This window comes from Pseudomonas sp. Z8(2022), assembly GCF_025837155.1.
GTDB lineage: Bacteria > Pseudomonadota > Gammaproteobacteria > Pseudomonadales > Pseudomonadaceae > Aquipseudomonas.
Window position 1 is genome coordinate 3,211,922 of the sequence record NZ_CP107549.1, and the last position, 21,158, is coordinate 3,233,079.

Below are 21,158 nucleotides of genomic sequence, written 5' to 3' on the forward strand. Positions count from 1 at the left end.
TGCCTTCTAACACAGCACGCCAGGGCAAGAAAGGAACTGGTGCGAATTCTTCAACGAGTCTGACTGCGGCCTCGCCCCAGCAGCCAGGCCACCAGCGTCATCAGCAGGGCCAACCCGGTCAGCACCGCAAACGGCAGGCGGTAACTGCCGGAAAGATCGCGGGCCAGGCCGGTCAGAATCGGCGTCAGGCAGCCAATGCAGTAGCCGGTGAACAGCATCATTGCGGTCCAGCGACTCACGGCCAGCGGCGAACCGGCTTCGTACAAGGGCAGCACCAGCGACAGGGCGAAGGATCCACCCAGCGAAAATCCCAGGATCAGCGCCCACAATTCGGGAACGAAGCGCGGCACGAAGGTGACCATTGCCAGACAACCACAGGTGATTGCCCCGCAAGCCAGCAGCAGTGAATAACGGGCGTTGTAACGCTGCACCAGCCAGGGCAGCAGGAAGGAGCTTGGCAGGCCCATGAGCATGGACAGACTGAGCAGCGAGTTGCTGCGCAGCATGCTCAGCCCGGCTTCGTGGTAGCGCGCCACGGCCCAGGTGGCAATGGCATAGAACAGACCCGCCTGAAGGGCAAAGAAGCAGCTGATCAGCCAGGCACGCGGCTGCCGCCAGGGCAGACCACCACTTTCCTGCCCTTCGGCAGCACCGGCCTGATTGGGCAGCCACAACCAGAGCATTACCCCAAGCAATGCCGGTATGGCCCAGACGGCAAGCCCCAGATGCCAGGCATCGCCGAACAGTGCCGTGGCCGGTGCGGTGAGCACCGCACCGCCGGCGCCGCCGATGGTCATACCCAGCGAGTACCAGCCCACCACCTGGCCCATCTGGCTGGCGAAGTGGCGTTTGATGAAGCCCGACAGCAAAGGTCCGGCAACCGCGATGGCAGCCCCCAGCGCGATGGCACTGCCGATCAGCACCCCACTCTGGTGCGCAGCCAGACGCGCCAACAGCGCCAGGCCGATCAAACCGAGGCAGAGCACGATGGTGCGTTCGAGCCCCCAGCGCATGGCCAGACGTGGCGCCAAGGGGGCCAGCAAGCCCATGCACAGTACCGGCAGCGCAGTGGTCAGGCTAATGAAACTGCGGCTCAACGACAGCTCGGCGGCAATGCGCTCGATCAGCGGTGCGAGGGATGTAATGCCGGGGCGCAGATTGATCGCCGCCAACATCAGGGCCACTAGCAGTAGAGCCCGAGGGACTGGTTTCACAGGTATTCCATGGTCATTACGGCAGGCAGGCCGGGGCGGAAACCCTACCCCTGACGGTCGAGTCAGGCAAGCCTGCCGGCATGAAAAACTGACCTTTCGGTCAGTTCGCGGACCTGACCTTGCCGCGCATTTTCTCGGCCATGCTGGCCATCTCGTCGTACAGCGCCTGCGGGTTCTTCTGCTTCAGCGCCCAGGCCATGCGACCCATTTCATGCGGCAGAATCATGAAACTGCCCCTGGCCATTTCGTCGTGGATGTAGCTGGCGATATCCGCCGCACTGATCGGCGAGCTTTCCAGCAACTTGCCTACCTGAGCCTTCATCGCCGGAGTCGGACCGCGGAAGGAGTCCAGCAGGTTGGTCTGGAAGAAGGACGGGCAGACCACATGCACGCCGATCTCCAGCTGACGCAACTCCACCAGCAGGCTTTCCGACAAGGCCACCACGCCGGCCTTGGCCACGTTGTAGTTGCTCATGCCCGGCCCCTGCATCAGCGCGGCCATGGAGGCGATGTTGACGATCTTGCCCTTGCTCTTCTCCAGCAGCGGCAGGAAGGCCTTGCAGCCCTTGACCACGCCCATCAGGTTGATCGAGATCTGCCAGTCCCAGTCCTCCAGCGACAGTTCGCTGAAGAAGCCACCGGAGGCGACGCCAGCGTTGTTGACGATGACATCGATACCGCCGAACTGCTCTTCACAGGCCTGCGCCAGGGCGGTCAGCTGGCTGTAGTCACGCACGTCGCAGCGACGGGTGAAACCGTCACCGCCCGCTTCGCGAACCAGCTTCAGGGTTTCCGCCAGACCGGCTTCGTTGACGTCGGCCAGGGCCAACCGCCAGCCTTCGCGCGCCCAACGCAGGGCAATTTCGCGTCCCAGGCCGGAGCCCGCGCCAGTGATCATCATGCGGTTTTGCATAGCAGCCCTGCCTTCAGTGTTTGGTTGCGGTGGCTGCCAGTGTAACGAAGGAAATAAAGCCTCCACTCCTTCATCAGGCTCATGAATAGGCAGGGAAAATCATGCCCGCCCCTTACTGTGCCGCCGCCAGGCATAAACGCTCAGGTTGACCAGCAAGACGATGCTCCCCAGCCAGAGCTGAATCTGCGGTGTGAGCCCCGCCGGGTAGATCAGCGGAATCAGATAATGCTCGATGAAACCGCCTTCATATCCCGCCTGCCCGGCCATCCTGCGCAGATGATTTTCCCAGGGTGTCAGCGGGCACCCCAGGTGCAGGCACTCCACCACGATCCCCAGACCACGGCTGGCAGGTGCAGGCAGAGCAAGCGCGGCCAGCGCAACAGCAGCAAGCCACCGAGCAGCACGAACAGGATGAAGCGCAAATGCAGCAGTACCAGCGCATCGGCGGCGATTCGCCAGAACATCATTTCCCCCTGAGCAGATCCATAGAAAAAAACACCAGCCAGATACAAGCTGATTGAGTGCCGCTATCAAAACCATGCAGAAGCCGCATTTCCCGTGAGGGGCGCGCGGGGATACTTTTATCCATAGCGAAATGATTCTCAACGAGGTGCATCATGCTCAAGACACTGACCTTCACCATCATGCACTTCTGCATCGCTTTCGGTGTCACCTACGTCCTGACCGGCAGCATTGCAGCCAGCAGCCTGGTGGCAGCCATCGAACCCTTGTGCAATTCGGTGGGTTTCTATTTCCACGAGAAGATCTGGCAGCATTTCGAGCGCAATCGTCGCCCGGCGCCGGAACGTCCGAAACACGCCTGGCTGCACCACCACGCCTGAGCAAACCCGCCCTCCGCGCACAACTGCAGGCGACAGCCCCCCAAGTATCCTGCGATAAGGCATGATCGTCTGGCACTTTGCCTCGCTTGCTGCTGTCATAAGGCAGCGATTCAATCCAGACGTTCTCTTATCAAAAGGGACTTAGCACATGCTCAGCCTTGCCCGACTCACCGCCTTGCTCGGTGGCCTGGCCTTCTGTGCCTCCTTGATGGCGGCTGATGTGGATGCCGAAAGCTATGGCTATCCGCTGGCCAACCCATTCGAGGCGACCATTACCGCCACGCCACCCCAGCTGCGCCCGGAGCTGCCGGCTGACGAAGACATCAGGCAGCGCGACTACTCGGTGCGTGTGCGTCCTGATCGCGAATTCGAGTTGCTGGACAACTTCTGGCCGGTGACCAAGCTGCGCTACCGACTGGCCGAGCAGAAAGGTCGAGCGCCGCTGATCTTCATCATCGCCGGCACCGGTGCGCACTACGCCAGCAGCACCACCGAGTACCTGAAGGAGCTGTTCTATGGTGCGGGTTTCCATGTCGTGCAGTTGTCATCGCCGACCAGCTATGACTTTATGGCCGCCGCCTCGCGTTTCGCCACCCCGGGCTACAGTCCGGAAGATGCCGACGACCTATATCGCGCCATGCAGGCGGTACGGGCCCAGCACCCGAAACTGCAAGTCAGCGAATACCTCCTGACCGGTTACAGCCTCGGCGCGCTGCATGCCGCCTTCGTCAGCCAGATCGACGAAACCCGTCGCGCCTTCGACTTCAAGCGCGTGTTGCTGCTCAATCCGCCGGTCAATCTCTACACGTCGATCAGCAATCTCGACAAGCTGGTTCAAACCAGGGTGCAGGGCATCGACAACAGCACCAACTTCTACGATCTGGTACTGGCCAAGCTGACCCGCTACTTCAACGACAAGGGTGCTCTGGATATCAACGACGCCATTCTCTATGACTTCCAGCGGTCCACCGAGCGGCTGTCGGACGAGCAGATGGCGATGCTGATCGGCACCTCGTTCCGCTTCTCCTCCGCCGACATTGTCTTTACCTCGGACCTGCTCAACCGCCGCGGCCTGATCACCCCGCGCGACTACCGAATCACCGAGAGCACCAGCCTCACGCCCTTCTTCCAGATGGCTCTGCGCTGCGACTTCGACTGTTACATCGCCGAACAACTGATGCCCTGGTGGCGCGCCCGGTATGACGGTGGCAGCCTCAACCAGCTGATCGAAAAGAGCAGCCTGTATGCACTGGAGGACTACCTCAAGGGCAGCGACAAGGTCGCCGTGATGCACAACGCCGACGACCTGATTCTCGGCCAGGGTGACATCGGCTTCCTGCGCCGTACCTTTGGCGACCGCCTGACCCTTTACCCGCGCGGTGGGCACTGCGGCAACCTCGACTATCGCGTCAATGCAGACGCCATGCTGGAGTTCTTCCGTGGTTAAGCACAGCACCCTGATCATCGCCCTGCTGCTGGCCAGCGGGCAGGCACTGGCCGAGCATCAGACCGATGCCGACGGTTTCACCAACCCGTTGCAACACCTGCAGTTCAACCCGGGCCTGGACCAGCAGGAGTTCGAGCGTGCCTCCAACGATGCCCTGCAGGTCTATGACCCGCTGGAGGCCTGGAACCGCCGCGTCTACCACTTCAATTACCGCTTCGATCAGTGGGTGTTCCTGCCCGTGGTCGACGGTTACCGCTACGTCACGCCGAGTCTGGTGCAAAGCGGTGTGCACAACTTCTTCAACAACCTCGGCGAAATTCCCACGCTGGCCAACAGCGTCCTGCAGCTCAAGGGCAAGCGGGCGGCGAACAGCACTGCGCGATTGCTGTTCAACACCATTTTCGGGATCGGCGGCATCTGGGACCCGGCGACGAAAATGGGCCTGCCGCGCCTGACCGAAGACTTCGGCCAGACGCTGGGCCACTACGGCGTGCCTGCCGGCCCGTACCTGATGCTGCCGCTGCTCGGCCCGTCGAACCTGCGCGACACGGGTGGCCTGGTAGCGGATTACAGCCTGGAGAATGCAGTCAACTATCTCGACGTGGCCGACGCCAGCCGCAGCAACCCCGGCATCCCGGTTCTGCAAGCCATCGATACTCGCGCCAATACCGGCTTCCGCTATGGCCAGCTCAATTCACCGTTCGAGTACGAGAAGCTGCGCTACTTCTATCATGAGTCGCGCAAACTGAAGATCGCTGATTGACCCGGCTAACGCATCGAATATATCGATGCGTTAGCGGTGAATTTTCCACCCAATTATCTATTCGATGCGAATAGCATGGCGTCATCCCCCTCTATCAAGGAGCCGCCATGACTTCGCAACGCCGCGTCATCAGCATCCAGCCTGGCCAACCAGCCTCCGACGGCGCCGGTGTGCGCCTGAACCGCGTGATTGGCGGGCCGGGCCTGGAACGTTTCGATCCGTTCCTGATGCTCGACGAATTCTCCACCGACAATCCCGACGACTACATCGCCGGCTTCCCGCCGCATCCGCATCGCGGCTTCGAGACCGTCACCTACATGCTCGAAGGGCGCATGCGCCATGAGGATCATCTGGGCAACGTCGGTCTGCTCGGCAGCGGCGGCGTGCAATGGATGACGGCCGCACGCGGCATCATCCACAGCGAAATGCCCGAGCAGGAATCAGGCGCCATGCGCGGCTTCCAGCTATGGCTCAACCTGCCGGCCAGGGACAAGCTGGGCGAGGCGGGTTATCGCGATATTCCCGCCACGGACATTCCGCGCATCAGCACGGCGTCCGGCGTCGAAGTGGTGGTCATTGCCGGCGAGTTCGACGACGGAGAGATCCGCCAGGCCGGCGCGGTACAGCGCCCGCACACCCAGCCGCAGCTGTTCGATCTGCATCTGCCGGCGGGCAGCCGGGTCTCACCCCGCCTGGTTGATGGTCAGCGGGTCATGCTCTACGTCTATGAAGGTCTGCTGGAGCTGCCAGGAGGCAGCGCTCAGGCGGTCAGCGCCGGGCGTCTGATACGCCTGTCCGATGAAGGCGAACTGCACCTGGCCAGCGCCCATGGTGCACGGGCCCTGCTGATCGCCGGCACGCCGCTGAACGAGCCCATCGTGCAATACGGGCCGTTCGTGATGAACAGCCGCGAGGAAATCGAGCAGGCCTTGCGCGATTTTCGCGACGGCGTGCTGGCCTGATCTGCATCAGGCGGACTGGACGACCTCGGTCAAGCCGAGAAAGCGGCAGAGGTCGGCCTTGCGCGCCATTGCATCCTGATAGCCCAGCTCGATCAACTCACTGCAGTAACCGGGCTCGAACAGCAGGTAGCTGAGCACGCCCGCCCCGCCCGCCTTGGTCGCCCCCGGGCCACGCAGGAACAGACGCAGCACCCTGGGCAGCTCACGCTGATGGCGGGCTGCGATCTGGTCCAGCGGCTGACTCGGCGCGATCACCAGCACTTCCACCGGATTCAGTCCCAGACCACGCGGACGTCGGTCCGGCGGCACCAGTGCGCTCATCTGATTGAGGCGCTCGAGCAGCTCGATGTCCGTCTCCAGGTTGTCGATGAAGGTGCTGTTGAGCATGTGTCCGCCGATCTGCGCCAGGCTCGGCGGCCGCGTGCTCGCCACCCGTGGCAGCTCGGCACTGGTTTCGAGGTTGGCATTGCCGCTGACGCCAATAACCAGCACGCGGCTGGCGCCCAGATGCAGTGCCGGGCTGATTGGCGCCGCCTGGCGCACCGCGCCGTCACCGAAGTATTCGCGGTTGATCTTGACCGGCGGAAAGATCAGCGGAATCGCCGCGCTGGCGAGCAGATGGTGCAGTTGCAGGCGAGTCGGCACACCCACGCGGCGATGGCGGAACCAGGGATCAATGCTGGCGCGTCCCTGATAGAAGGTCACGGCCTGGCCGCTTTCGTAGCCGAAGGCCGTCACCGCGACTGCACGCAGCTGACGCTGCCGCACCGCCGCAGCGATGCCGGAGAAATCCAGTTCGCGCTCCAGCAGCTCACGCAGCGGTGAGCTGTCAAGCAGCGCCACCGGCACATCGCGCCCCAGACCGAGCAGGCTGTGACCGACAAAACGTGCCGCCTGACGTACTACACCGGGCCAGTCACTGCGGTACACCATGTGGGTGTGAAAGCCCTGCCAGACGGTGGTCAGACGGCGCACCGCCTCGCCGAACTGCAGCGCGCCACAGGCCAGGCCAACGGCATTGATCGCCCCGGCCGAGGTGCCCACGATCACCGGAAAGGGATTGTGCGAAGAATCCGGCAGCAGGTCGGCAATGGCCGCCAGCACCCCCACCTGATAGGCCGCCCGCGCCCCACCACCGGAGAGAATCAGCCCGGTGACGGGCTCATGGAGGTGGGCAGCTGCTGTCATCGCACCAATCCTGATTTTTTGTTGAGTATAGGAGCGCTACTTGCGCTTACCGTACAGCTTCGGCTCGCCCTCCGGGCGCGTCTTGAAACGCCGGTGAGCCCACAGATACTGCTCGGGACAGGCACTGACCACCTGCTCGATCCACTGATTGATGCGCAGGCAATCGGCCTCTTCGCTCTCACCGGGGAAGCCTTCGAGCGGCGGGTGAATCACCAGGCGATAACCGCTGCCGTCAGCCAGACGCTGCTGGGTGAACGGCACCACGCGCGCCTTGCCCAGGCGGGCGAACTTGGTGGTGGCAGTCACGGTTGCGGCCTGGATGCCGAACAGCGGCACGAAGATGCTCTGCTTGCGGCCGTAGTCCTGATCCGGCGCATACCAGATGGCGCGGCCGGCACGCAGCACCTTGAGCATGGCGCGGATGTCCTCTCGCTCGATGGCAGTGGCGTCGAGATTGTGGCGCTCGCGGCCACGTCGCTGGATGTAGTCGAACAGCGGGTTATCGTGCTCGCGGTACATGCCGTCGATGGTGTGCAGCTGACCGAGCAACGCGGCGCCGATCTCCAGCGTGGTGAAGTGCACAGCCATGAGGATCACACCCTGGCCTTCGGCCAGCGCCTGCTGCAGATGCTCGAGGCCCTCGACCTGCGCCAGCTGCGCCAGGCGTGCCCTGGGCCACCACCAGCTCATGGCCATCTCGAAAAAGGCGATGCCGGTGGAGGCGAAGTTCTCCTTGAGCAGGTGTTCACGCTCGGCTGCGCTCTTGCCGGGGAAGCACAGTTCCAGATTGCGTGCAGCGACCTGCCGGCGCGTGCTGGCTGTGCGGTACATAAACCAGCCCAGCGCACGTCCCAGTTTCAGTTGCAGGCCGTAGGGCAGCTGCACCACCAGCCACAGCAACCCGAGCCCCAGCCACAGTGGCCAGAAGCGCGGATGAAGAAAATAGGCGCGAAAGCGTGGGCGATCCATGAGACGTTTCCGATCACTGGCAAAGCCGCGCATTCTAACCCAGTTTCCTGACCGGCTCGGAGGCATCGCTGTCGGCAACGCGAGTCACGTGAGCAAATCGACAGACAAGCCTGCATCGCTGTCGCACGCGGCTTGCGGCACGCCGGCTATGCCGTTATAAGTCCGGGCATCTTTCGACTCGCCAGAAGGCCCATCGCATCACCATGAGCCAAGCCGACCTCCTCGCCCAAGACCCCGTATTCCAGCTCAAGGGCAGCATGCTCGCCATCACCGTGATGGAACTGGCACACAACGATCTCGAACGCCTCGACGCACAACTGCAGGAGAAGGTCGCCCAGGCCCCGGCCTTCTTCAGCAATACCCCACTGGTACTGGCCCTGGACAAGCTGCCCGAGGGTGAAGGCGAACTGGACCTGGCCGAACTGATGGCTGTGTGCCGCCGTCATGGCCTGCGCACCCTGGCCATCCGTGCCTCGCGTGACAGCGACGTCGCCGCTGCCGAAGCCATGGACCTGCCGGTACTGCCGCCGTCCGGTGCGCGCGAGCGCCTCATCGATCCGGCGCCCAGAAAAGTCGAAGAAAAGCCCGCCGAGCCCGAACACAAGCCCAGCCGCATCGTCACCACCCCGATACGCGGTGGCCAGCAGGTCTACGCCCAGGGCGGCGACCTGATCGTGCTGGCGCCGGTCAGTGCCGGGGCGGAACTTCTCGCCGATGGCAACATCCATGTTTACGCGCCCATGCGTGGCCGCGCCCTGGCTGGTATCAAGGGCAACACCAAGGCACGGATTTTCTGTCAGCAAATGGGCGCCGAAATGTTGTCGATCGCCGGCCATTACAAGGTCGCCGAAGACCTGCGCCGCAACCCGCTGTGGGGCGATGCGGTGCATGTCAGCCTGTCGGGTGACGTGTTGAACATCACCCGCCTTTAACGGATACTGCGGCCACTTTTTTACGGACACAAAAAGGGCATCTGGAAGCCTCGATTGGCCGACGGATTCCCGCGTTATCTTCATTTTTTGGGGTGAATCACCTTGGCCAAGATCCTCGTAGTCACTTCCGGCAAGGGTGGCGTCGGTAAAACCACCACCAGCGCTGCCATCGGTACCGGCCTCGCCCTGCGCGGGCACAAGACCGTCATCGTCGACTTCGACGTCGGCCTGCGTAACCTCGACCTGATCATGGGCTGCGAACGCCGCGTGGTGTACGACTTCGTCAACGTCGTCAACGGCGAAGCCACCCTGACTCAGGCCCTGATCAAGGACAAGCGTCTCGAGAACCTTTACGTGCTGGCCGCCAGCCAGACCCGCGACAAGGACGCCCTGACGCTGGAAGGCGTCGAGAAGGTGATCAACGAACTGTCGCAGAACTTCGAATACGTGGTCTGCGACTCGCCGGCCGGTATCGAGAAAGGCGCGCACCTGGCGATGTACTTCGCCGACGAGGCCATCGTCGTGACCAATCCGGAGGTGTCCTCGGTACGTGACTCCGACCGCATGCTCGGCCTGCTGGCGAGCAAATCGCGCCGCGCCGAAAAAGGCGAAGATCCGATCAAGGAACACCTGCTGCTGACCCGTTACAACCCCGAGCGCGTCACCAAGGGCGAAATGCTCGGCGTCGAAGACGTCGAGGAAATCCTCGCCATCCGCCTGCTCGGCGTGATCCCCGAATCCCAGGCCGTGCTCAAGGCTTCCAACCAGGGTATCCCGGTCATCCTCGATGACCAGAGTGACGCCGGCCAGGCCTACAGCGACGCAGTCGATCGTCTGCTCGGCAAGGACGTGCCGCACCGCTTCCTGGATGTGAAGAAGCAGGGATTCCTGCAACGCCTGTTTGGAGGTCGAGAATGAATATTTTTGACTTCTTGCGTTCACGCAAGAAGGAAACCACCGCATCCATCGCCAAGGAGCGCCTGCAGATCATCGTTGCCCACGAACGTGGCCAGCGCAGCCAGCCGGACTACCTGCCGGCTTTGCAGCAGGAGTTGGTCGAGGTGATCCGCAAGTACGTCAACATCGACTCGGATCAGGTTCAGGTCGCTCTGGAGAACCAGGGCAGTTGCTCGATTCTGGAGTTGAACATTACCCTGCCGGATCGTTGAAAAATCTATCTGGACTTGCTGCGCGTCGGCCCTGCTGCGTTAAAAGCAGGCTCGGCAAGCCGCTTGCGGCTAACGCGCTTCAGCGCGGCCCGAAGGGCGAGCGAAGCGAGTAATGCTCATGTACAAAAGTACACTCCGCTTCCTCGCCTGTTTTTGCCTTGCATGGCTCTAGCTCGCAGCGCCCGAGATAGATTTTTAACTGGATCATGCGAATGGCGGCCTTACGGCCGCCATTCGCTTTTATCGCCCAATCCAACCAGAACGCCCCATGCCGCTAAGCCAGATCGAAATTCTCCACCAGGACGCCGCCCTGCTGGTGATCAACAAGCCCACCCTGCTGCTGTCGGTGCCGGGCCGTGCCGATGACAACAAGGATTGCCTGGTTACCCGTCTACAGGAGAACGGCTATCCCGAGGCGCGCATCGTTCATCGGCTGGACTGGGAAACCTCCGGCATTATCGCTCTGGCCCGCGATGCCGACAGCCACCGCGAGCTGTCGCGCCAGTTCCACGACCGCGAGACCGAGAAAGCCTACACCGCACTGTGCTGGGGCCAGCCGCAGGCCGACAGCGGCAGCATCGACCTGCCACTGCGCTATGACCCGCCGACCAAGCCACGCCACGTCGTCGACCATGAGCTGGGCAAGCACGCCCTGACCCACTGGCGCATCGTCGAGCGCTGCGGCGACTGGTGCCGGGTCGAACTCACGCCCATTACCGGCCGCTCGCACCAGTTGCGCGTGCATATGTTGTCCATCGGTCACCCGCTGCTGGGCGATCGCCTCTACGCCCACGAAAAGGCCCTGGCCGCCCATGAGCGCCTGTGCCTGCATGCCAGCATGCTCGCCCTGACCCATCCGCTAACCGGCGAGCGCATGCGCTTCGAGTGCCGGGCGCCATTCTGAACTGCGGCAACCTGAGCGGTGCGCGCATGCGCACCTTGAACGTCGGATAGACGCCAACTATCGCCCCAAACGAGTGCGTCGCCGGCACAGCGCGACACAAATTGGTTAAACTCGCGCCATCGTTGCCCGGAGTCCCTATGCGCGAAGAACTGATCCAAGGCCTGCTCGATTTTCTCAACGCCTCGCCGACCCCCTTCCACGCCACCACCAGCCTGGCCATGCGCCTGGAAGCCGCCGGTTATCGTCATCTCGACGAGCGCGCACCCTGGCATACCGAAGCCGGTGGCCGCTACTACGTGACCCGCAACGACTCCTCGATCATCGCCTTCAAACTGGGCAAGCGCCCGGCCATCGACGGTGGCATCCGCCTGGTGGGCGCACATACCGACAGTCCCTGCCTGCGCGTCAAGCCGAGCCCGGAACTGCAGCGCCAGGGCTATTTCCAGCTCGGAGTGGAAGTCTACGGCGGCGCCCTGCTCGCCCCCTGGTTCGACCGTGACCTGTCGCTGGCTGGCCGCGTGACCTACCGCCGTGACGGCAAGGTCGAGAGCCAGCTGATCGACTTTTACCAGCCCATCGCGGTGATTCCCAGCCTGGCCATTCACCTCAACCGTGACGCCAACCAGGGTTGGGCGATCAACCCGCAGAACGAGCTGCCGCCGATCCTGGCCCAGCTCGCCAGCAGCGAAACCGCAGATTTCCGCGCGCTGCTCGCCGAACAGCTGGCCATGGAGCACGACTTCAACCCGGACGCCGTGCTCGACTACGAGCTGAGCTTCTACGATACCCAGAGCGCCGCCATAGTCGGCCTCAACCAGGATTTCATCGCCAGCGCGCGCCTGGACAACCTGCTGTCCTGCTACGCCGGCCTGCAGGCACTGATCGACTCGGACGACGAGGAAACCTGCGTGCTGGTCTGCACCGACCACGAAGAAGTGGGTTCCTGCTCTGCCTGTGGCGCCGATGGCCCCTTCCTCGAGCAGGTACTGCGTCGCGTGCTGCCGGATGGCGACGACTTCGTCCGCACCATTCAGCGCTCGCTGCTGGTATCGGCTGACAACGCCCATGGCGTGCACCCCAACTATGCCGACAAGCACGACGGCAATCACGGGCCCAAGCTCAACGCCGGCCCGGTGATCAAGATCAACAGCAACCAGCGCTACGCCACCAACAGTGAGACCGCCGGCTTCTTCCGCCACCTGTGCCTGGAGAACGAAGTGCCGGTACAGAGCTTCGTGGTGCGCAGCGACATGGGCTGCGGCTCTACCATCGGCCCGATCACCGCCAGCCAGCTCGGCGTGCGCACGGTCGATATCGGCCTGCCCACCTTCGCCATGCACTCGATCCGCGAACTGGCTGGCAGCCATGACCTGGATCACCTGGTGAAAGTGCTGACCGCCTTCTATTCCAGCAGCGACCTGCCTTGAGGCCCGAGATGATCGAACATATCCGCAACAGCCTGCAGGAAGCCCAGCGCGCGCTGGAAGCCTTCCTCGCCAACGAACAGACCCTGGGCAATATCCAGAAGGCCGCCGAGCTGCTGGTCGAGAGTTTCGAAAACAAGGGCAAGGCCTTCTCATGCGGCAACGGCGGTTCGATGTGCGACGCCATGCACTTCGCCGAGGAACTGACCGGGCGCTACCGCAAGAACCGTCCCGGCATCGCCGCCGTATCGATCAGCGACCCCAGCCATATCAGCTGCGTGGCCAATGACTTCGGTTACGACTACATCTTCTCGCGCTATATCGAATCCCATGGCCGCGAAGGTGACGTACTGATCGCCATCAGCACCAGCGGCAAGAGCCCCAACGTGGTCAAGGCCGCTGAAGCCGCCAAGGCGCTGGGGGTGAAGGTGATCGCCCTGACCGGCAAGCCCGGCTCGCTGCTGGAAAGCCTGGCCGATGTGTGCGTCTGCGCACCGGGTGGCGACTTCGCCGACCGCGTGCAGGAGCTGCATATCAAGACCCTGCACATCCTGATCGAACTGATCGAACGCAAGCTCAGCCCGCAGAACTACGCCTGAGGCATTGCCGCTCGCAGGCTGACGGAGGCATCAGGACGCCTGCCTGCGATGGAGAGTACCGGCTTGGGGCGCCACGCATGGAGCACGCAGTGGGAGGTGATGGCGCTGCGCACGGCGCCCCACCGCTCAGGCGGCGCGCAGGCGCTTCGGGGTCAGCCCCATGTAACGGCGCATCGCCGTGGTCAAGGCGCTCTGGCTGGAAAAGCCACATTCCTCGGCGATGCGTACCAGCGGCAGATTGCTCTCACGCAGCATTCGCGCAGCGCGGTCGAGACGGGTCTTGAGCAGGTACTGATGCGGGGTCAGGCCGACACTGTCCTTGAACAGGGCATGAAAGTGGCTGGGGCTCAGGCACATCTCCTGAGCCAGTTCGGCGACACTGATCCGCCGGGCCAGATGTTCGGCTATGTAGTCGTTCAGGCGTTGCAGATCCAGTGTCCCTTGCGGCTGCCTGCGCTGCTCGCCGAACAGGCGCAGGTGCAAGGCCCGCAGCAGGACGCCACCAAGAGAACGTGCGAGGATCGGGTCGCTGCCATAGCGTTCCAGTTCGGCGCCGGCATAGGTCAGAAGGTGCTGAAAATCGACATCGAGGGCGGGATAGCGAGGTGTTTCGAACAGACGATGGAGCAGCTCCAGGTCTTCACTGGGGGTGTCCTGCTCGTCCAGATCCAGAATCAGCATGCGGTTGTCGCCCATGCCGGCGAACTGGTGAGCGGCGTCGCCCGGCACCAGACAGGCGCGCATGCGACAGACCTCCCCGCCGCGGCCGCCGACTTCGAATTCGGCGCGCCCGATCAGGGACATCACCAACTGATGATGATCGTGGGCATGTTCATGGGCCTGTTCATCCAGGCGAATCACACGGGCTTGCAACATCGCATAAGACTGGCGGCACGAGACAAGGGTTGCACTTTACTCCTTTCAGAGGGAAAACGCCGCAACCACCCATCAGCGAGACGGTTGCACCTATAGCAACCTGAAAGAGAAAACGCACCACTGCATACCATCAGGCTCCATTAACGTGCACTTACCAAGCGTTTACCAGGCCATACTCCACAGTTGCGGCAACTGGCAGGAGAGTTGCTTCGAACATGCAATCGGTACAACAAGCGAGCCCCAATGAGTGACGCAACGCTGATTCTCCTCCTGCTGGCCCCGTTGCTGGCACTGGCCTATGGTCTGTTGCGACGCGTGCGAAGGCGTCGTGACCACGCCGGCAAACAGGCGGACGCCGATATCGTGCGGCGCTGCCTCGACCTGCTTCAGGCATTGCAGAAACACCGCGGCCTGGGCGCGCAACAGGACGCCGAAGGTGTAGCCCAGCGCAACGCGCTGGCGCACCAACTCGACGAGCTCTGGCTTGGCTGGTCCGACACCGACCTGCAACTGCCGCCACTGCAGCAGCACTGGCCACGGCTACGCCGCAACCCAGCCGACTTCGATGCGCATTGCAGGCTGATCGAGGCATTGCTGGGCGTGATCGAACAGTTCGAAGATCGCCTCTACCGTCACCATCACCACCCTGGCGTTCGTGGTCTTGGCGAGTCCTGCCGCTCGCTTGAAGACCTTGCCAGGCTGCGCGGTCTGACCGTACGCGCGGCCAACTACGAACGCTGCCCGCCCGGTTTGCAGATGCAACTGCGCTTTCTCTGCAACCGGCTGCTCGACCAGGAACAGGATCCGCACCTGCTCGCCCTGCTCGAACGCCTGCAGAGCGACCTGATCGAGTCGGCGCGTATCAGCCTCACTCCCGGCGAATGCTTTGCCCTGCTCACGCCCCTGATCGAACAGCGCCTGCAGGACATTCGTCAGAGCATCGACTGACACATTGAAAAAATCCCGGGATCGCCCCATGTAGCAACCAACGTGCAAGCAAAGGTGCTCCATGAACGATCAGGACATCCACTCCGAAGCTGTCGAAGATAACGTCCAGTCCACCACTGGCCTGGTTCTGCCTGCGCAGCGTCTGCCGGACAAGCTCTACGTCATCCCCATCAACAACCGCCCGTTCTTCCCGGCGCAGGTACTGCCGGTGATCGTCAACGAGCATCCCTGGGGGCGCACGCTCAAGCGCGTGGAAAATACCGAGCACAAATGCCTGGCGGTGTTCTATGTCGACACTCCGCCCGACGAGAATGGCGAGTTCGACCTCGACAGCCTGCCCGAACACGGCACCCTGGTGCGCGTGCACCATGTCAGCGAGGAAGGAGGGAAGCTGCAGTTCGTCGCCCAGGGCCTGACCCGTGTGCGCATCCGCGGCTGGCTCAGCCGCCGTGGCCCGTACCTGGCCGAGGTGGACTACCCGCAGGCACCTGCCGACCCGCGTGACGAGGTCAAGGCCTACGGCATGGCTCTGATCAATGCGATCAAGGAACTGCTGCCGCTCAACCCGCTGTACAGCGAGGAGCTGAAGAACTATCTGAACCGCTTCAGTCCCAACGAGCCGTCGCCGCTCACCGACTTCGCCGCCGCCCTGACCACCGCTTCGGGCCGCGAATTGCAGGATGTGCTGGACACCGTGCCCATGCTCAAGCGCATGGAGAAGGTGCTGCCGCTGCTGCGCAAGGAGGTCGAGGTCGGCCGCCTGCAGAAAGAGCTGTCCGCCGAGGTGAACAAGCAGATCGGCGAACGCCAGCGCGAGTTCTTCCTCAAGGAGCAGCTCAAGCTGATCCAGCAGGAACTGGGCATCAGCAAGGACGACAAGAGTGCCGATCGCGAAGAGTTCCTCGCCCGCCTCGAAGGCAAGACGCTGCCGGCGCCCGCGCAAAAGCGCATCGACGAGGAGCTGAACAAGCTGTCGATCCTGGAAACCGGCTCGCCGGAGTACGCCGTCACGCGCAATTATCTGGACTGGGCAACTGCCCTGCCGTGGGGCATCCACGGTCAGGACAAGCTCGATCTGGGCCGTGCGCGCAAGGTGCTGGACAAGCACCACGCCGGCATGGACGACATCAAGCAGCGCATCATCGAATTCCTCGCGGTCGGCGCCTTCAAGGGCGAGATCGCCGGCTCCATCGTGCTGCTGGTCGGCCCGCCCGGCGTGGGCAAGACCAGCATCGGCAAGTCCATCGCCGAATCCCTCGGCCGTCCGTTCTACCGCTTTTCCGTGGGCGGTATGCGTGACGAGGCAGAGATCAAGGGCCATCGCCGCACCTACATCGGCGCCATGCCCGGCAAGCTGGTGCAGGCACTGAAGGAAGCCGAGGTGATGAACCCGGTGATCATGCTCGACGAGATCGACAAGATGGGCACCAGCTACCAGGGCGATCCCGCCTCGGCGCTGCTGGAAACCCTCGATCCGGAGCAGAACGTCGAGTTCCTCGACCACTACCTGGACCTGCGCCTGGATCTGTCCAAGGTGCTGTTCGTCTGCACCGCCAATACCCTGGATTCGATCCCCGGGCCGCTGCTCGACCGCATGGAGGTGATCCGCCTGTCCGGCTACATCACCGAGGAAAAGCTGGCCATCGCCAAGCGCCACCTGTGGCCCAAGCAACTGGAGAAGGCCGGCGTGCCGAAGGCGCGCCTGTCCATCAGCGATGCGGCGCTGCGCGCGGTGATCGAAGGCTATGCCCGCGAGGCCGGCGTGCGCCAGCTGGAGAAACAACTGGGCAAGCTGGTACGCAAGGCGGTGGTCAGGCTGCTGGAAGATCCCGAGTCGAAGATTCGCATCGGCGCCAAGGATCTGGAGGAAGCCCTCGGCATGCCGGTGTTCCGCAACGAGCGGGTGCTGGCCGGTACCGGGGTGATCACCGGCCTGGCCTGGACCAGCATGGGCGGTGCCACCCTGCCGATCGAAGCAACGCGCATCCATACGCTCAATCGCGGCTTCAAGCTCACCGGCCAGCTCGGCGAGGTGATGAAGGAATCGGCCGAGATCGCCTACAGCTACATCAGCTCGCACCTCAAGCAGTTCGGCGGCGATCCGACCTTCTTCGACCAGGCCTTCGTCCACCTGCACGTGCCGGAAGGGGCCACGCCCAAGGACGGCCCCAGCGCCGGCATCACCATGGCCAGCGCGCTACTTTCCCTGGCGCGCAACCAGGCACCGAAGAAAGGCGTAGCCATGACCGGCGAGCTGACCCTCACCGGCCAGGTACTGCCGATCGGCGGCGTGCGCGAAAAGGTGATCGCGGCGCGCCGGCAGAAGATTCACGAGCTGATCCTGCCGGAGGCCAACCGCGGCAGTTACGAAGAACTGCCGGAGTACCTCAAGGAGGGCATGACGGTGCACTTCGCCAGGCGCTACGCCGACGTGGCCAGGGTGCTGTTCGACTGACCGAGGCGCGTGCAACGCCCTCTACGGCTCGCATGCCGCCCCCCGGTGCGGCTATGCTGGGCCAGGTTTCATCGACTGGAGTTCGTCATGCACGCCACCTTGCGCCTGCTTACCCTGCCCGCCCTGGCCATGCTCACGGCCTGCGTTCATCAATCCGGCACGCTGGAGTTGAAGAAGGACCGGCAGTGCCCGCTGACGCTCAACAGGGGCCAGCAACTGATTCTCAGCCTGCCCAGCAACCCCACCACCGGCTTTCGCTGGGAAATCCGTGACGATGCGGCGAACGTGCTGCAGAGCCTCGGCCCGGAGGTCTACAGCAACCCGGAAGACGCCGGGCTGGTGGGCGCAGGCGGCATCTCCACCTGGCGCTTCACCGCGCGTGAGCCGGGCGAAGGTCGCCTGCTGCTGACCTACCAGCAACCCTGGGAGCCCAACGTACCGCCGGCGGAGACCTTCGAGTGTGAATTGCGGGTGAAGTGAGGAGGACTGATTCTGTGGGAGGGAGGTAGACGCGACGATTCGAAGCAAATCGCCGCTAAAGCGCCTCCCACGGTTCCGTGCCACCACCTATTCATGGACGGGTTACACCCGCTCTAAAGGCCGCAAACGAACAAGGGGTGCATGATGCGCCCCCTCATGTCTATCGTTTCGCGGCTGAAGCCGCTCCTACATAGGTCGCGTACGCCTCTGATTGTAGGAGCGGCTTCAGCCGCGAATGACCTCAGCTCTTGAGCCGGTAACCGGTCTTGAAGATCCAGCCCACCAGCAGGATGCATAGCGCCAGAAAGCCCAGCACCATCGCCAGACTGACGCCGACGTTGACGTCGGACACGCCGTAGAAGCTCCAGCGGAACGCGCTGATCAGGTAAACCACGGGGTTGAACAGGGTCACCGTCTGCCAGGCCGGCGGCAGCATGCTGATGGAATAGAAGGCACCGCCGAGGAAGGTCAGCGGCGTGACGATCAGCGCCGGGACGATCTGCAGCTTCTCCCAGCCATCGGCCCAGACGCCGATGATGAAGCCGAACAGGCTGAAGGTCAGCGCCGTCAGCACCAAAAACGCCGCCATCCACAGCGGATGCTGAATCTCGAAATCGACGAACAGCCGCGCGGTGAGCAGGATGATGATGCCGAGGATCACCGACTTGGTCGCCGCCGCGCCGACATAGCCGATGAGAATTTCCAGGTACGAGACCGGCGCCGACAGAATCTCGTAGATACTCCCCGAATACTTGGGCATGTAGATGCCGAACGAGGCGTTGGAAATGCTCTCGGTCAGCAGCGCCAGCATGATCAGACCGGGGATGATGAAGGCGCCGTAGCTCACGCCCTGCACCTGGGTCATGCTCGAGCCGATGGCCGAACCGAACACCACGAAGTACAGCGAAGTGCTGATCACCGGCGTGGCGATGCTCTGCAACAGGGTGCGCCAGGTGCGCGCCAGCTCGAACAGGTAGATGGCCTTGATGGCGTACAGGTTCATGCGCGCGACTCCTCCAGCAATGAAACGAAAATCTCCTCCAGCGAACTCTGGCTCGACTGCAAGTCCTTGAAGTCGATGCCGTGCTGGGCCAGGTCACGCAGCAGTTCGGCGATGCCGGTGTTCTCGTGCTGGGCATCGAAGGTGAACACCAGGGCATGGCCCTGATCGGCCAGCTCCAGGCCATAGCGCGCCAGCTCGGCCGGTACGCAGGACAACGGCTGCTGCAGGTGCAGGGTCAGCTGCTTCTTGCCCAGCTTGTGCATCAGCACCTGCTTGTCTTCCACCAGGATGATGCGGCCCTTGCTGATCACCCCGATGCGGTCGGCCATTTCCTCGGCCTCCTCGATGTAGTGGGTGGTGAGGATAATGGTCACGCCGCGCTCGCGCAGACGCCTGACCATGTTCCACATGTCGCGGCGCAGCTCCACATCGACACCGGCGGTGGGCTCGTCGAGGAAGAGAATCTGCGGCTCGTGCGACAGCGCCTTGGCGATCATCACCCGGCGCTTCATGCCGCCGGACAGTTCCATGATCTTGGCGTTACGTTTGTCCCACAGCGACAGGTCCTTGAGCAGTTGCTCCAAGTAGGCCGGGTCGGGCTTCTTGCCGAACAGACCACGGCTGAACTTGACCGTCGCCCAGACGGTTTCGAACACGTCGCTGACCAGCTCCTGCGGCACCAGGCCGATCTGCGAGCGGGCTGCGCGGTAGTCACGGACGATGTCCTTGCCGCCGACCAGCACCCTGCCCTCGCCCGGATTGACGATGCCGCAGATGATGCTGATCAGGGTGGTCTTGCCGGCGCCATTGGGGCCGAGCAAGGCGAAGATCTCGCCCTGGCGAATGTCCAGGTCGATGCCCTGCAGCGCCGGATGCCCGGACGCATAGATCTTGTTCAGTTGCTGGATGGAAATGACCGACTGCACGGTGGATGGCCCCTTGCCTGCGGAAAACGCCACAGTCTACAGGCCTCGACGGGCTCCATCATCGCGCGGGTGAAAAAACGGCGCACTTGTGGTGCGCCGGGGATGCTGCAGGTGAGGTAGAAAACGATTACAGCGCTTGTGGCGATGTAACGATAGGCCTGGCGGCAGACGCCGCCGGGCGTATTCTGCGGTGAAACGGATCAGAGCGGGGTCAACAACTTGCCGGTGGCGATGAAGGCACGCAGGTTGTCCAGCACCAGATCGGCCATCTGCTGGCGGGTCTCTACGCTGCCGCTGCCAACGTGCGGCAGCAGCACCACGTTGTCCAGCTCACGCAATTCGGTCGGCACCTGAGGCTCGTGCTCGAACACGTCCAGCCCGGCGCCGCCGATCACCTTCTGCTGCAATGCCGTGATCAGTGCAGCTTCATCCACCACAGAGCCACGCGCCACGTTGATCAGAAAACCGTCCGAGCCCAGCGCCTCGAGCACCTCAGCGTTGATCAGGTGATGGGTGGCCCTGCCGCCCGGGCAGGTCAGCACCAGGAAATCCGCCCAGCGCGCCAGCTCCAGCAGATCCGGCTCATGCTGGTAGGGGCTGCCCTCGACCGGGCGGCGATTGTGATACCGCACCGGCATGGAGAACCCCGAGGCGCGCTGCGCCACCGCCTCGCCGATACGGCCGAGGCCGACGATACCCAGGCGCTTGCCACTGACCCGGCGTGCCAGCGGAAAACCCGCTCCGCTGGCCCAGGCGCCGCTGCGCACGAAGCGATCGGCCTCGGACAGGCGCCGCGCGCTGTCGATCATCAGGCCCATGGCCAGGTCGGCCACGCAGTCGTTGAGTACATCCGGCGTGGTGCTGAGCACGATGCCGCGATCACGCAGCAACTCCAGCGGGTAAGGGTCGTAGCCGACACCGAAACTGCAGATGGCGCGCAGATTCGGCAGCAGCGCAAGCTGATCGGCCGTGCAGCCGAAACGCGCCGAGGAGACCATGTAGATGAACTGCTCGCCCTGCTCGCGCAGGAACGCCAGCGGTTCGGCCTGTTGCCACAGCGCACTGACCTCGTACTCATCGGCCAGCTCGCGGTTGAAACGCTCGCTCAGCGGCCCGATCTGCAGCACCTTGGGTTTACTCATGG

General features: G+C 63.2%; 21 protein-coding genes and 1 pseudogene. 13 read left to right on the forward strand and 9 right to left on the reverse strand.

From position 1 onward, the window contains the following. Positions 1 to 50 precede the first annotated feature (50 nt). The 3 genes and pseudogenes from OEG79_RS15355 to OEG79_RS15365 form a co-directional block, all read right to left on the reverse strand. On the reverse strand, positions 51 to 1,214 hold the full coding sequence (locus tag OEG79_RS15355) for a CynX/NimT family MFS transporter (protein ID WP_264145837.1): 1,164 nt from the start codon (positions 1,212 to 1,214) through the stop codon (positions 51 to 53). A 100-nt stretch (positions 1,215 to 1,314) separates the two neighbouring features. Beyond that, a complete protein-coding gene (locus OEG79_RS15360; protein WP_264145838.1) occupies positions 1,315 to 2,127 on the reverse strand; it encodes an SDR family oxidoreductase in 813 nt (270 codons plus the stop codon). Between the two features lie 99 nt (positions 2,128 to 2,226). After that, positions 2,227 to 2,591, reverse strand: a pseudogene (locus OEG79_RS15365) (DUF2784 domain-containing protein). Positions 2,592 to 2,744: 153 nt separating this feature from the next. Here OEG79_RS15365 and OEG79_RS15370 point away from each other — a divergent pair. The 4 genes from OEG79_RS15370 to OEG79_RS15385 all read left to right on the forward strand — a co-directional run bounded on the left by OEG79_RS15370 (position 2,745) and on the right by OEG79_RS15385 (position 6,141). Then, a complete protein-coding gene (locus tag OEG79_RS15370) occupies positions 2,745 to 2,969 on the forward strand; it encodes a DUF2061 domain-containing protein (RefSeq protein WP_264145839.1) in 225 nt (74 codons plus the stop codon). A gap of 148 nt (positions 2,970 to 3,117) precedes the next feature. After that, on the forward strand, positions 3,118 to 4,416 hold the full coding sequence (locus tag OEG79_RS15375) for a serine/threonine protein kinase (RefSeq protein WP_264145840.1): 1,299 nt from the start codon (positions 3,118 to 3,120) through the stop codon (positions 4,414 to 4,416). Then, positions 4,409 to 5,179, forward strand: coding sequence for a VacJ family lipoprotein (locus OEG79_RS15380; protein ID WP_413247513.1), 771 nt, complete (start codon positions 4,409 to 4,411; stop codon positions 5,177 to 5,179). Before OEG79_RS15375 ends, OEG79_RS15380 begins: the two co-directional genes overlap by 8 nt. Positions 5,180 to 5,286: 107 nt before the next feature. Continuing rightward, complete coding sequence (locus OEG79_RS15385; RefSeq protein WP_264145842.1) at positions 5,287 to 6,141, forward strand: pirin family protein; 855 nt, start codon at positions 5,287 to 5,289, stop codon at positions 6,139 to 6,141. A 6-nt stretch (positions 6,142 to 6,147) separates the two neighbouring features. On the opposite strand, the gene OEG79_RS15390 is transcribed toward OEG79_RS15385, so the two are convergent. Next, a complete protein-coding gene (locus OEG79_RS15390) occupies positions 6,148 to 7,329 on the reverse strand; it encodes a patatin-like phospholipase family protein (protein ID WP_264145843.1) in 1,182 nt (393 codons plus the stop codon). Positions 7,330 to 7,365: 36 nt separating this feature from the next. Continuing rightward, positions 7,366 to 8,298 carry a lipid A biosynthesis lauroyl acyltransferase gene (locus tag OEG79_RS15395; protein ID WP_264145844.1) on the reverse strand — a complete coding sequence of 311 codons (933 nt, stop codon included), beginning with the start codon at positions 8,296 to 8,298 and terminating at the stop codon, positions 7,366 to 7,368. A 203-nt stretch (positions 8,299 to 8,501) separates the two neighbouring features. Here OEG79_RS15395 and minC point away from each other — a divergent pair, with 203 nt between their 5' ends. From minC to lpcA, 6 genes are all read left to right on the forward strand, one after another. After that, positions 8,502 to 9,230: a septum site-determining protein MinC gene (minC, locus tag OEG79_RS15400; protein ID WP_264145845.1), complete on the forward strand. Its 729-nt coding sequence runs from the start codon at positions 8,502 to 8,504 to the stop codon at positions 9,228 to 9,230. A gap of 102 nt (positions 9,231 to 9,332) precedes the next feature. Beyond that, positions 9,333 to 10,148 carry a septum site-determining protein MinD gene (minD, locus tag OEG79_RS15405; RefSeq protein ID WP_013714406.1) on the forward strand — a complete coding sequence of 272 codons (816 nt, stop codon included), beginning with the start codon at positions 9,333 to 9,335 and terminating at the stop codon, positions 10,146 to 10,148. Next, entirely contained in the window at positions 10,145 to 10,399 is a 255-nt protein-coding gene (gene minE / locus OEG79_RS15410) for a cell division topological specificity factor MinE (protein WP_069517044.1), read from the forward strand. Before minD ends, minE begins: the two co-directional genes overlap by 4 nt. Before the next feature lie 268 nt (positions 10,400 to 10,667). Then, a complete protein-coding gene (locus OEG79_RS15415; protein WP_264145846.1) occupies positions 10,668 to 11,303 on the forward strand; it encodes an RluA family pseudouridine synthase in 636 nt (211 codons plus the stop codon). A 137-nt stretch (positions 11,304 to 11,440) separates the two neighbouring features. Continuing rightward, the gene (locus tag OEG79_RS15420) at positions 11,441 to 12,730 is read left to right on the forward strand and encodes a M18 family aminopeptidase (protein WP_264145847.1); all 1,290 of its coding nucleotides are present in this window, start codon (positions 11,441 to 11,443) and stop codon (positions 12,728 to 12,730) included. An 8-nt stretch (positions 12,731 to 12,738) separates the two neighbouring features. Beyond that, positions 12,739 to 13,326 (forward strand): D-sedoheptulose 7-phosphate isomerase, encoded by a 588-nt coding sequence (gene lpcA / locus OEG79_RS15425; RefSeq protein WP_264145848.1) that lies wholly within the window; start codon positions 12,739 to 12,741, stop codon positions 13,324 to 13,326. 126 nt (positions 13,327 to 13,452) lie between these two features. On the opposite strand, the gene OEG79_RS15430 is transcribed toward lpcA, so the two are convergent. Next, positions 13,453 to 14,202, reverse strand: a complete 750-nt coding sequence (locus OEG79_RS15430; RefSeq protein WP_143506048.1) for a helix-turn-helix domain-containing protein — start codon at positions 14,200 to 14,202, stop codon at positions 13,453 to 13,455. A 243-nt stretch (positions 14,203 to 14,445) separates the two neighbouring features. Between OEG79_RS15430 and OEG79_RS15435 the strand changes: the two genes are divergently transcribed. The 3 genes from OEG79_RS15435 to OEG79_RS15445 all read left to right on the forward strand — a co-directional run bounded on the left by OEG79_RS15435 (position 14,446) and on the right by OEG79_RS15445 (position 18,085). After that, a complete protein-coding gene (locus OEG79_RS15435) occupies positions 14,446 to 15,150 on the forward strand; it encodes a hypothetical protein (RefSeq protein ID WP_264145849.1) in 705 nt (234 codons plus the stop codon). Positions 15,151 to 15,211: 61 nt separating this feature from the next. After that, positions 15,212 to 17,605: an endopeptidase La gene (gene lon, locus OEG79_RS15440; protein ID WP_264145850.1), complete on the forward strand. Its 2,394-nt coding sequence runs from the start codon at positions 15,212 to 15,214 to the stop codon at positions 17,603 to 17,605. A gap of 87 nt (positions 17,606 to 17,692) precedes the next feature. Beyond that, a complete protein-coding gene (locus OEG79_RS15445) occupies positions 17,693 to 18,085 on the forward strand; it encodes a protease inhibitor I42 family protein (protein WP_264145851.1) in 393 nt (130 codons plus the stop codon). Positions 18,086 to 18,326: 241 nt separating this feature from the next. Here OEG79_RS15445 and OEG79_RS15450 read toward each other — a convergent pair whose 3' ends face one another. From OEG79_RS15450 to OEG79_RS15460, 3 genes are all read right to left on the reverse strand, one after another. Beyond that, positions 18,327 to 19,088 (reverse strand): ABC transporter permease, encoded by a 762-nt coding sequence (locus tag OEG79_RS15450; RefSeq protein ID WP_264145852.1) that lies wholly within the window; start codon positions 19,086 to 19,088, stop codon positions 18,327 to 18,329. After that, a complete protein-coding gene (locus OEG79_RS15455) occupies positions 19,085 to 20,014 on the reverse strand; it encodes an ABC transporter ATP-binding protein (protein ID WP_196446908.1) in 930 nt (309 codons plus the stop codon). The genes OEG79_RS15450 and OEG79_RS15455 overlap by 4 nt, the downstream gene beginning before the upstream one ends. 200 nt (positions 20,015 to 20,214) lie before the next feature. Further along, positions 20,215 to 21,156: a 2-hydroxyacid dehydrogenase gene (locus OEG79_RS15460; RefSeq protein WP_264145853.1), complete on the reverse strand. Its 942-nt coding sequence runs from the start codon at positions 21,154 to 21,156 to the stop codon at positions 20,215 to 20,217. Positions 21,157 to 21,158: the final 2 nt, after the last annotated feature.